The organism is Azospirillum sp. TSO22-1 (assembly GCF_003116015.1).
GTDB lineage: Bacteria > Pseudomonadota > Alphaproteobacteria > Azospirillales > Azospirillaceae > Azospirillum.
Genome location: NZ_LGQZ01000020.1, coordinates 21391 through 31624 on the forward strand (window position 1 = coordinate 21391; position 10234 = coordinate 31624).

At 69.6% G+C, this 10234-nt stretch carries 11 protein-coding genes; 6 read left to right on the top strand and 5 right to left on the bottom strand.

Annotation, left to right across the window (positions count from 1 at the left end; all coding sequences use genetic code 11):
* Nucleotides 1-61: 61 nt before the first annotated feature.
* Nucleotides 62-1777 (bottom strand): stimulus-sensing domain-containing protein, encoded by a 1716-nt coding sequence (locus TSO221_RS06460; protein ID WP_109117661.1) that lies wholly within the window; start codon nucleotides 1775-1777, stop codon nucleotides 62-64.
* Nucleotides 1746-2450, bottom strand: coding sequence for a response regulator transcription factor (locus TSO221_RS06465; RefSeq protein ID WP_109117662.1), 705 nt, complete (start codon nucleotides 2448-2450; stop codon nucleotides 1746-1748). Before TSO221_RS06465 ends, TSO221_RS06460 begins: the two co-directional genes overlap by 32 nt.
* Nucleotides 2451-2698: 248 nt before the next feature.
* Between TSO221_RS06465 and TSO221_RS06470 the strand changes: the two genes are divergently transcribed.
* Both TSO221_RS06470 and TSO221_RS06475 read left to right on the top strand, forming a co-directional pair.
* Nucleotides 2699-3463 (top strand): DUF2470 domain-containing protein, encoded by a 765-nt coding sequence (locus tag TSO221_RS06470; protein ID WP_247877940.1) that lies wholly within the window; start codon nucleotides 2699-2701, stop codon nucleotides 3461-3463.
* A 317-nt stretch (nucleotides 3464-3780) separates the two neighbouring features.
* Nucleotides 3781-5598, top strand: a complete 1818-nt coding sequence (locus TSO221_RS06475) for a phosphoenolpyruvate carboxykinase (GTP) (protein ID WP_109117664.1) — start codon at nucleotides 3781-3783, stop codon at nucleotides 5596-5598.
* A 65-nt stretch (nucleotides 5599-5663) separates the two neighbouring features.
* On the opposite strand, the gene TSO221_RS06480 is transcribed toward TSO221_RS06475, so the two are convergent.
* Nucleotides 5664-5984 (bottom strand): CcdB family protein, encoded by a 321-nt coding sequence (locus tag TSO221_RS06480; protein WP_109117665.1) that lies wholly within the window; start codon nucleotides 5982-5984, stop codon nucleotides 5664-5666.
* A gap of 3 nt (nucleotides 5985-5987) precedes the next feature.
* On the bottom strand, nucleotides 5988-6230 hold the full coding sequence (locus TSO221_RS06485) for a type II toxin-antitoxin system CcdA family antitoxin (protein WP_109117666.1): 243 nt from the start codon (nucleotides 6228-6230) through the stop codon (nucleotides 5988-5990).
* 304 nt (nucleotides 6231-6534) lie between these two features.
* On the opposite strand from TSO221_RS06485, the gene motA reads away from it, so the two are divergent.
* Genes motA through TSO221_RS06500 form a run of 3 tightly spaced genes read left to right on the top strand, consistent with a single transcriptional unit; the run spans nucleotide 6535 to nucleotide 8579 of the window.
* Nucleotides 6535-7395, top strand: a complete 861-nt coding sequence (gene motA, locus TSO221_RS06490) for a flagellar motor stator protein MotA (RefSeq protein WP_109117667.1) — start codon at nucleotides 6535-6537, stop codon at nucleotides 7393-7395.
* A 3-nt stretch (nucleotides 7396-7398) separates the two neighbouring features.
* Nucleotides 7399-8343, top strand: coding sequence for a GNAT family N-acetyltransferase (locus TSO221_RS06495; RefSeq protein WP_109117668.1), 945 nt, complete (start codon nucleotides 7399-7401; stop codon nucleotides 8341-8343).
* Between the two features lie 56 nt (nucleotides 8344-8399).
* Nucleotides 8400-8579, top strand: coding sequence for a hypothetical protein (locus TSO221_RS06500; RefSeq protein ID WP_109117669.1), 180 nt, complete (start codon nucleotides 8400-8402; stop codon nucleotides 8577-8579).
* 9 nt (nucleotides 8580-8588) lie between these two features.
* Here the strand turns inward: TSO221_RS06500 and TSO221_RS06505 are convergent, their stop codons facing one another.
* A complete protein-coding gene (locus TSO221_RS06505; protein WP_109117670.1) occupies nucleotides 8589-9932 on the bottom strand; it encodes a M23 family metallopeptidase in 1344 nt (447 codons plus the stop codon).
* A gap of 90 nt (nucleotides 9933-10022) precedes the next feature.
* Between TSO221_RS06505 and TSO221_RS36205 the strand changes: the two genes are divergently transcribed.
* Nucleotides 10023-10234 (top strand): hypothetical protein (locus TSO221_RS36205; protein WP_211099125.1); only part of this gene is annotated, 212 nt, incomplete at its 3' end.

The following is a 10234-nucleotide window of genomic DNA, read 5'->3' on the forward strand; positions in this document are numbered from 1 at the left end:
CGGCCGGCTCAATCCAAAGGCCGAGTCTACCGCACTGCGTGCGGCGCACCTATGATCAATGTCACACCGTGACCGGCAACCGCACCGTGAACACGGCTCCCGCGACCTCGCCCGACTCGTCGCGGCGATTGGCCGCGGCGATGCCGCCGGCGTGCGCCTCGACGATCTGCTTGGAGATGCTGAGCCCCAGGCCGGAATGGGTGCCGAACTTCTCGCCGGCCGGGCGCTCGGTGTAGAAGCGCTCGAAGATCGCCTCCTCCTTGCCCTCGGGGATGCCGGGGCCGGAGTCGGCGACGGTCACCACCACCGCGCCGCCCTCGCGCCGCGCCGCGACGTGCACGGTGCCGCCGGGTGGTGAGAAGGACACGGCGTTGGCGATCAGGTTCTGGAACACCTGGGTCAGCCGCCCCTCCAGCCCTGGCACCGTCAGGTCGGCGCCGGTGGGGATGGTGACGGAGAGCTGCGGATGGTCGGGCGCGCCCTCGGCGGTGGCGGCGTGGATGTCGGCCAGCATCGCCAGCATGGCGCCGATGTCCACCGGCTCCAGCCGGGCGCGCGACAGCTCGGCGTCCAGGCGCGAGGCGTTGGAGATGTCGGAGATCAGCCGATCCAGGCGCTGCACGTCGTCGGCGATGATCGCCATCAGCCGCTCGCGGCGGCCGGGATCGTTGACCCGGCTGACCGTCTCCACCGCGCTGCGCAGCGAGGTGAGGGGATTCTTGATCTCGTGCGCGACGTCGGCGGCGAAGCGCTCGATGGCGTCCATGCGCGCCCACAGCGCCGCGGTCATGTCGCGCAGCGTGCCCGAGAGGTCGCCGATCTCGTCGCCGCGCCCGGTGAAGTCGGGGATCTCCACCTGCCGGCCGTGGCCGGTGCGCACGCGGTCGGCGGCCCGCGCCAGCCGGCGGATCGGCCGGGCGATGGTGCCGGCCAGGTAGACCGACAGCAGCACCGTCACCGCCAGCGCGATGGCGAAGACGCGCAGGATGTCGAAGCGGACCGAGCGGATCGCCTCGTCGATCTCGGCGCCGCCGCGCGACAGCATGACGGTGCCCAGCACCTGCTTGTAGCGCTGGATCGGGATGGCGACGGTCAGCACCAGCCCCGGCCGCTCGCCCGGCCGTTCGGTGCGCCAGACGGTGGAGGACTCCTCGCCGGCCAGCGCGTGTTCGGCGTCGGGGTATTGGGCGGCTCTTGCGTCCGGCTGCTCGCGGTAGAGCGGGAACGCGTCGCGGCCGGGGATGGTGTCGGTCAGCCAGTTGTAGAGCGCGACCGCGGCGCGGGTCGGCGCGCCGGACTCGTCGGGCGGCGGCAGCTCGACGATCTGGATGGTGCCGGCTGAGCCGGTCAGCACCCGGCTGTCCGACACCAGTCGGCCGTCCGGGGTGAACAGGCGGGTGCGCGTCTCCGTCGCCTCGACCAGCCGGCGCACCATCTGCCGCGCCAGTTCTGGCGACAGCTCATAAATCTCGGGGGGGATCTCGGCCGGCGCCTCGCCGGACTCCCTGTCGGCCGGCGGCGCCTCGGCGCGCTGCACAGCGCCCTCGCCGAGCGCGGTGGCGAAGATGCGGGCCTGGGTCTGCAGCGCCTCCATCTCGGCGTCGATCAGCCGGTCCTGGTAGCGGCCGAGGTAGAGCAGCCCGCCGACCAGCAGCGCCAGCGCCAGCACGTTGACGGCGAGCACGCGCACGGTGAGCGGCGACAGCCGCCGGCCCGGCTGATGGGCCGGCCGGCGGTGCGGGCGCTCACTGCTCCTTGTAACGGTAACCGACGCCATAGAGCGTTTCGATCTGCGAGAACTCGGGGTCGATCGCCTTGAACTTCTTGCGCAGGCGCTTGATGTGGCTGTCGATGGTGCGGTCGTCCACGTAGACGTGCTCGCCGTAGGCGGCGTCCATCAGCTGGTCGCGGCTCTTGACGTGGCCGGGGCGCTGGGCCAGCGCCTTGACCAGCAGGAACTCGGTCACCGTCAGGTCGATCGGCTGCCCCCTCCAGGTGCAGGCGTGGCGGGCACCGTCCAGCACCATCGAGCCGCGGGTCAGCACCTGGCCGGGCTCGGCGGTGCCCGCCTCCTTGTCGCGGGCCAGCGACTCGCGGCGCAGCAGGGCGCGGATGCGCTCGATCAGCAGGCGCTGGGAGAACGGCTTCTTGATGTAGTCGTCCGCGCCCATGCGCAGACCCATCAGCTCGTCCACCTCGTCGTCCTTGCTGGTCAGGAAGATGACCGGCAGCTGCGTGGTCTGGCGCAGGCGCTGCAGCAGCTCCATGCCGTCCATGCGCGGCATCTTGATGTCGAGCACGGCGAGGTCCGGCGGACGCTGCGTGAGGCCGCGCAGCGCCTCGCTGCCGTCGGTGTAGGTGCGCACCTCGAAGCCCTCGGCCTCCAGCGCCATCGACACCGAGGTCAGGATGTTGCGGTCGTCATCGACGAGCGCGATCGTCTGCGCCATGAAGTCGCGTCCCCTCTTTCGAATGTCCCATACAGCAACGCTTTCGGGCAGCTCCATTGCCGATTGTTGCGATGCAATCGCATAACCCGGCAGTTTTCGCTTTCATCGGGACATTCTCCGCGCCAATATGGCAGCAAAACGGCGGCGGGGGAAACTCCGCGGCACGGGCGGACGCACTCAAAAGACGAATGAGCTCAACAGCTGACTCCAGCGGCCCCAAACCCAGGGGGCCGGCGGATACCCATTCGGTGGATCAGGCCGATTCGCCGGGCGAGACCGCGCGCCGTGTCATGCGCGGGGCCGACCGGGCGGCGCTCGCCACCGCGCTCAAGGACGGGGCCAACTGGCCTTATCCGTCGCTGGCGCTGGCCGCGCTGGACCATGACGGCACGCCGCTGCTGCTGATCTCCCGCCTCGCCGACCACACGAAGAACATCCTTGCCGACGCCCGCGTGGGGCTGCTGTTCGACGGCACCGCCGGGCTGGCGCAGCCGCTGGCCGGGGCGCGCGTGTCGGTGCTCGGCCACGCCGTGCCGACCGACGAGCCGCGCCACCGCGAGCGCTACCTCGCCCGCCATCCCGACGCAGCGCAGTACGCCGGCTTCGGCGACTTCGCCTTCTATAAGGTGGAGGTGGAGCGCGCGCACCTCGTCGCCGGCTTCGGCCGCATCCGCTGGATCGAGGCGGCGGACCTGTTGCTGCCCGCGGTGCCCGCCGACCTCGCGGCGCGGGAGGCGGACCTCGTGCGCACCATGAACGATCAGGAATCGGACGCCGTGCAGTTGTTCGCCGGCGTCCTGCTCGGCCTTCCCGGCGACGGGGGCTGGGCGGTGACGGGGATCGACCCGGACGGCGTCGATCTCCGGCGGGGCGGCCGCGTCGGCCGTCTCGACTTCGACCACCGCGTCCACGACGGCGAGGGGGCCAAGGCGGAGCTGATCCGGCTTGCCGTGCGCGCCCGGCGCCAGCGGCAGGACGCGGCGGCGGTGGGGAGTCCGCCCACCGCCCTCTGAGCATCTCGACACGCCAAACCAGCAAGCCGCGCCAAGCGGCGTCAAACAGCGCAACCAGGAGACCAGGACAGTGGATCGACACGGACCGACCGGCAGCCGCTATGGACCCGAGGGCCGCAGGCTGAACCTTCCGCACCCCCGCCCGCTGGCGCGGAGGGGCGCGGTGTAACGGTCCGGTTCGCCGGCGATCCACGCCGGGATCGGAGACACGAGGAGAGGTGGTGCTCCGCAAGGAGGCCGCCGAGGCAACATCGATTTTGGCCGGCAGGCCGCCGCGGGAAAACCGTCGGGCCGGCGAAAGGCAAAGAGGCTCTGAAATGACTGCACGTACGAGGAACAAGAAGCTCCTGGCCTGGGTCGAGGAGATCGCGCTGAAGTGCAAGCCGGAACGCGTGCACTGGTGCGACGGATCGCAGGAGGAGTACGACCGGCTCTGCAACGAGATGGTCGACGCCGGCACCTTCATCCGCCTGAACCCGGAGAAGCGCCCCAACTCGTTCCTCTGCCGCTCCGATGCGGGCGACGTGGCGCGCGTCGAGGACCGCACCTACATCTGCTCGAAGACCAAGGAAGAGGCCGGCCCGACCAACAACTGGGTCGCCCCGGAGGAGATGAAGGCCAAGCTGGACGGCCTGTTCGAGGGGGCCATGCGCGGCCGCACCATGTACGTGGTGCCGTTCAGCATGGGTCCGCTGGGTTCGCCGATCTCGCACATCGGCGTGCAGATCTCCGACAGCCCGTACGTCGCCGTCAACATGCGCATCATGACCCGCATGGGCCAGGCCGTGTTGGACGAGCTGGGCGACGCCGACTTCGTGCCGTGCCTGCACTCGGTGGGTGCCCCCCTGGCCGAGGGCGAGGCGGACGTGGCGTGGCCGTGCAACGCCGAGCACAAGTACATCGTGCACTTCCCCGAGGACCACTCGATCGTGTCCTTCGGCTCGGGCTACGGCGGCAACGCGCTGCTCGGCAAGAAGTGCTTCGCGCTGCGCATCGCGTCGTCGATGGGCCGTGAGCAGGGCTGGCTGGCCGAGCACATGCTGATCCTCGGCGTCGAGAGCCCCGAGGGCGAGAAGACCTACGTCGGCGCCGCCTTCCCGTCGGCCTGCGGCAAGACCAACTTCGCCATGCTGGTCCCGCCCGCGGAGTTCGAAGGCTGGAAGGTCCGCACCATCGGTGACGACATTGCCTGGATCAAGCCGCAGCCGGACGGCACGCTGCGCGCCATCAACCCGGAGGCCGGCTTCTTCGGCGTGGCGCCGGGCACCAGCATCAAGTCGAACCCGAACGCGCTGAAGACCCTGCACGAGAATGTCATCTTCACCAACGTCGCGCTGACCGACGACGGCGACGTGTGGTGGGAGGGTCTGACCGACGAGAAGCCGGCGCACCTGATCGACTGGCAGGGCAAGGACTGGACGCCGGAGTCCGGCCGCGCCGCGGCGCATCCGAACTCGCGCTTCACCGCCCCGGCGGCGCAGTGCCCGTCGATCGACCCGGCGTGGGAGGATCCTGCCGGCGTGCCGATCTCGGCCTTCATCTTCGGCGGCCGCCTGTCCAAGACCTTCCCGCTGGTGTTCGAGGCGACCAGCTGGAAGCAGGGCGTGTACTGGGCGGCGACCATGGGCTCGGAGGCGACCGCCGCCGCTGTCGGCCAGGCCGCCATCCGCCGCGACCCGTTCGCCATGCTGCCGTTCTGCGGCTACAACATGGGCGACTACTGGAACCACTGGCTGAGCTTCGAGGGCAAGGTGAAGGCCCTGCCGCGGGTCTATCGCGTCAACTGGTTCCGCAAGGACGAGAACGGCAAGTTCGCGTGGCCGGGCTTCGGCGACAACATGCGCGTGCTGCGCTGGATCGTCGACCGCGTGCGTGGCCGCGCTGCCGAGGCGGTGGAGAGCCCGTTCGGCTACATGCCGCGCTACCAGGACCTCAACTGGGCCGGCCTCGACTTCCCGAAGGAGAAGTTCGAGAAGATCATGAACGTCGACCGCGAGGAGGCCAAGGCCGAGGCGCGCGATCAGCAGGAGCTGTTCGACCGTTTCGGCAAGCACCTGCCGGCCGAGCTGGAGCAGGAGCGCCAGAACCTGCTGAAGCGCCTCGAGGACGCCCCCGAGGTGTGGAAGGCGGCCTGATCGCCGGGCCTGGTGTGAGTAAGGAAGGGGGGCCGTCCTGCGGGGCGGCCCTTTTTTTGCGCCCGCTATTCCCAGGCGCGCGAGGTCACGAGGTCCATGGCGTTGACGATGTCCTCGGCCTGTTCCGACACGTTGGCGACCCACTCACCGAATGCCCTGAGCGGGAAGCTCGTGAGATCGAGCGTGGCGAGGACCAGCGTGCGGCCGCCGATAACGAAGGATGGGTTCAGCCGGCGATCCGCGGATCCAGGAAAGGACTCTGCCAGAACGAGCGGAATGGCCAAGCGCCGGTCATAGTGCCGGAACAGGCTGGATTGGACGTTGAGCAGGTAGGGTGACGTCCGGCGGGCCGTCCCAAGATAGTGATGGACGTCGAACTGCTTCACGGATCAGAGGTCCAGGTAATCGTCGGCGGCCGACCCATGCTCGGCGTGAAAGGCATTCCATGCCTTGATGGTCGGCGCGAGTTCGCCTTCCAGCCGCCGCTTCTGCTCTTCCCGGACAATGCGTGCCAATTCGGCTTCCAGAGTGGCGGACAGGTTGATGCCCAATTCCTTCGCCTGCCGCAGCAGATCCTCATTGACGCTGAGGTTGGCGGAGCGCTTCGGTGCGTGGACGTTGTAGCCGATCATGGGGCCTCCGAAACCGCAATGCGCATATAGTCATGCGCATGCTGCCGACCGTCAAGCGGACACCCCGCTATCCAGGCGCCTACTCCTTTCGTGACACACCCCGGCCGAGCCGGTAGAATCCCGTGACATCCACGGCCGTCCGGCCGTGCGCGGCGTGCTGTCCTGCCGGTGTTTACCAAGCGTCAACGCCTGTTCCGGCCATTGTACTCCGTTGCACACGGGTCCGCAGAGGGCACACGGGCGGGCCGGCATCCGTGTGGCGAACGGGCCGTCGGGATCGGCAGAGCGCTGGGGGATCAGGACCATGTTCGTCATCATCGGCTTCGTCGTCGTGATCGCCTGCGTGTTTGGCGGGTATATCGCCGGCGGCGGCCACATGGGCGTGCTGTGGCAGCCGTTCGAGTACCTGATCATCCTGGGCGCCGCGGCCGGCGCGTACTTCATCGCCAACCCGAAGAGCGTCATCTCCCACACCGGCAAGGAGATCGGCCACCTCTTCAAGGGTCCGAAGTACAACAAGGACGGCTATCTCGAACTGCTCACCATGATGTACCAGGTCTTCAAGATCGCGAAGACCAAGGGCCTGCTGGCCCTCGAGCAGCACATCGAGAAGCCCGAGGACTCGCCGCTGTTCCAGCAGTTTCCCAAGTTCTACGGCGACCACCACGCCATCGCCTTCCTCTGCACCTACCTCCGCCTGATGTCGCTCGGCGCCGACAACCCGCACGAGCTGGTCGACCTGATGGAGGAGGACATCGAGACCATGCACCACGAGCACCAGCGCGTCTCCGACGCCATCCAGGCGGTGGCGGACGGCGTGCCGGCGCTGGGCATCGTGGCGGCGGTTCTGGGCGTGATCCACACCATGGGCTCGATCACCGAGCCGCCGGAGGTGCTGGGCAAGCTGATCGGCGGCGCGCTGGTCGGCACCTTCACCGGCGTGCTGGTGGCCTACGGCTTCGTGGCGCCGATCGCGTCGGGCCTGAAGAACATCTACCACGCCGAGGGCAAGTACTATCAGTGCATGAAGACCGGCCTGCTCGCCCACCTCTCGGGCTACGCGCCGGCAATCTCGGTGGAGTATGCGCGCAACGTGCTCGAACCCGAGTACCGGCCGACCTTCGCCCAGGTCGAAGAGGCGACGGCGGCGCTGCCGCCGGCCTGATCCATGCCGGACATCGACATCGCCTGGAACGAGGGCGCCATGGCCGAGTGGACGGCCGCCTTCGCCCGCGTGCCGCGCTCCACCCTGCCGCAGTGCTTCGGCTATGCCCAGGCGATGGGCAAGACGCACGGCTACGTGCCGCGCCTCGGCATGATCGCGGACAAGGGCCGCGCCATCGGCATGGTCCAGGTGCTGGAGCGCCGCAGCCTCAAGGTGTTCGCGCAGCGCCAGTTGCACCGCGGCCCGCTGTGGTTCGACGGCGAGCCGGAGGCGGACGTGCTGGAGGCGGTGCTGCGCCGGCTGCGCCGCGAATGCCCCGACAACCCGTTGAACCGCTTCAGCTTCCTGCCCGAACTGGCGGCCTCGCCGGAGACCGAGGCGATGCTGCTGCGCTGCGGATTCCGCCGCACCGGGCCGGGCTACCGCACGGTGTGGCTCGACCTGGGCGCGTCCGACGAGGAGCTGCGCGCCGGGCTGGCGCGCGACTGGCGGCAACGGCTGAAGGGGGCGGAGAAGGCCGGCCTCACCCTCGACCTCGACCCGGAGGCCAAGAACCTGCCCTGGCTGGCCAAGCAGGAGCACGACCAGGCGCAGGCCAAGCACTACCGCGAGATGTCCGGTCGGCTGGCGGTGCGGCTGCGCAACGCGCTGCACAAGGCGGACGGCGTGCTGCTGGCGGCGGCGCTGGACGGCACGGCTCCGGTGGCGGCGGCGCTGCTGCTCGGCCACGGCACGGCGGCGACCTACCAGATCGGCTGGTCGAACGAGGCGGGCAAGAAGACCGGGGCCATGCGGCTGGTGCTGTGGCGGGCCATCGGCCACCTGCGCGAGCGCGGCTTCCGCTGGCTCGACCTCGGCGGCGTCAACCCGGACACCGCACCGGGTGTCACCGAGTTCAAGCTCGGCACCGGCGGCGCGGCCACCGAATCGGTCGGGCTGTTCCGCTGACGCTTGCGTGCGTGCAGGCCGCGGCGCAGGATGATCCAAGGGCGAGGGAGGCGAGCATGGCCGACGACGACGACATCATGACCCCCGAACAGGCTCAGCGCGCCATCGCCCGTGCCGCGCAGCGCACGCCGCAGATCTCGGCGGTGCGCGAGCGGATCGAGAAGATGACCACCGAGGACAAGGGCCTGCAGATGCTGGCCCAGGCCATCAGGCGGCTGCTGCACGAGCAGCGCTGACGCGCCCGTTCAGCACGTTGCGGTGCCGGAACAGGCCTTGCGGTCGGTGGTGTGCGCGAGCTGCAGGCCGGCGCGGGCCTCGGCGTAGGCGCGGTCGGTGGCGCGCACGGTCTGCTCGAAGGCCTGCAACTCGCGCCCGGCCAGCTTCTCGCCGGTCGGCAGGTCGGCGGCCTTGGGGTTCACCTGCTGGCCCTTCTTCAGCACCTCGTAGTGCAGGTGCGCGCCGGTGACGCGGCCGGTGGCGCCGACGTAGCCGATGACGTCGCCCTGCTCGACCCGGCCGCCGCGGCGCACGCTCTTGGCGAATCGGCTCATGTGCGCGTAGGCGGTGGTGACGTCGGTGTTGTGGCGGATGCGGATGTAGTTGCCGTAGGCGCCGTGCGGCCCGATCTCCTCCACCACGCCGTTGCCGGCGGCGTAGATCGGCGTGCCGGTCGGGGCGCCGAAGTCCAGGCCCTTGTGCATCTTGCTGTAGCCGAGGATCGGGTGCATGCGCATGCCGAAGCCCGACGTCAGCCGCGCGCCGTCGATGGGCGTCAGCAGCAGCGCACGGCGGATGCTCTCGCCCGCGCGGTCGAAATAGTCGGCGCGGCCGTCGCGCGTCTTGTGGCGGTAGATTGCCAGTTCCTCGCCATCGACGGTGAGCGAGGCGAACAGCACGTCGCCCTCGCCGGCGACCTTGCCGTCGGCGGTGACGAAGCGCTCGTACAGCACCTTGAAGCGGTCGCCCGGCTGCAGATCGCGCTGGAAGTCGACCTCGTAGGAATAGGTGCGGATCGCCGCGAGCATCACCGACACCGGCACCCCGGCGCCGTTGCCCGCCTCGAACAGGCTGGAGCGGATTTCCGCCTCGGCGGCGACCAGCTCGCGGCGGACTTCCTTCTTCACCTCGGCCGATTCGAATCCGGCGTCGCGGGTGCGCGCCACGCTGACCGAGCGCACCACGTCCGGCGTCAGTTCCAGCCCGACGAAGCGGCGGCTGCCGCCGCGGTGCGGCTCGAACAGCACGGTGACCTGCTGGCCCACCTTCAGCTTGCGCGGGTCGTAGACGGTGCTCAGCGCGTTGATGGCACCGTCGGCCTCGGTGCGCGGAACGGAGGCGCCGGTCAGCAGGTCCATCAGCGTGTCGCCGCGCCCGACCGACACCACGCGGCGGTCGATCCCGGCCGGGGCCGTCGCCACCTCGGTGGGCGTGTCCTCGGCCGCCGGGGAGGCGAACTCGTCCCACACCATGTCGTGCACGGCCGGCTCGTCCTGGGCGGACGCGGGAAGGGGAATGGTGGGGATCAGGACTCCGGCGACGCCGGACGCAAGCAACGCAAGCGCGGGAAGGCTGACAACCCTCAGACGCACCGGCACCCTCCTCAAATGTAACCGCACGGTAAGGCCGGGTCGTCTCCCGCGTGTGCGCGGTCCGCGTCACCGGCCGTCATAGATCCTTCCGTGGCGACCATGCTCGTGGTGTTGGACGGTGTCAACGAACAACCATCGCGCGGACGAGGCGTCCCAACCCGTTCCCGAACCGCGTTCGGACGCTTTCCGCGGGGCACGCAAGAAATCGTCATCAGAATGAAAAAAAGCGCTTGCCAGCTGGAAGGGGTGGCGCCTATAAACCGCTCCACCGACGGGGCGGCCACTGAGGCGGCGCCGGCGGG

Bases quoted from the DNA above. Each gene is read 5' to 3' on its own strand.
- TSO221_RS06460 (WP_109117661.1), bottom strand. From the start codon at position 1,777: ATGGCGTCGGTTACCGTTACAAGGAGCAGTGAGCGCCCGCACCGCCGG.
- TSO221_RS06465 (WP_109117662.1), bottom strand. From the start codon at position 2,450: ATGGCGCAGACGATCGCGCTCGTCGATGACGACCGCAACATCCTGACC.
- TSO221_RS06475 (WP_109117664.1), top strand. From the start codon at position 3,781: ATGACTGCACGTACGAGGAACAAGAAGCTCCTGGCCTGGGTCGAGGAG.
- TSO221_RS06485 (WP_109117666.1), bottom strand. From the start codon at position 6,230: ATGATCGGCTACAACGTCCACGCACCGAAGCGCTCCGCCAACCTCAGC.
- motA (WP_109117667.1), top strand. From the start codon at position 6,535: ATGTTCGTCATCATCGGCTTCGTCGTCGTGATCGCCTGCGTGTTTGGC.
- TSO221_RS06495 (WP_109117668.1), top strand. From the start codon at position 7,399: ATGCCGGACATCGACATCGCCTGGAACGAGGGCGCCATGGCCGAGTGG.
- TSO221_RS06500 (WP_109117669.1), top strand. From the start codon at position 8,400: ATGGCCGACGACGACGACATCATGACCCCCGAACAGGCTCAGCGCGCC.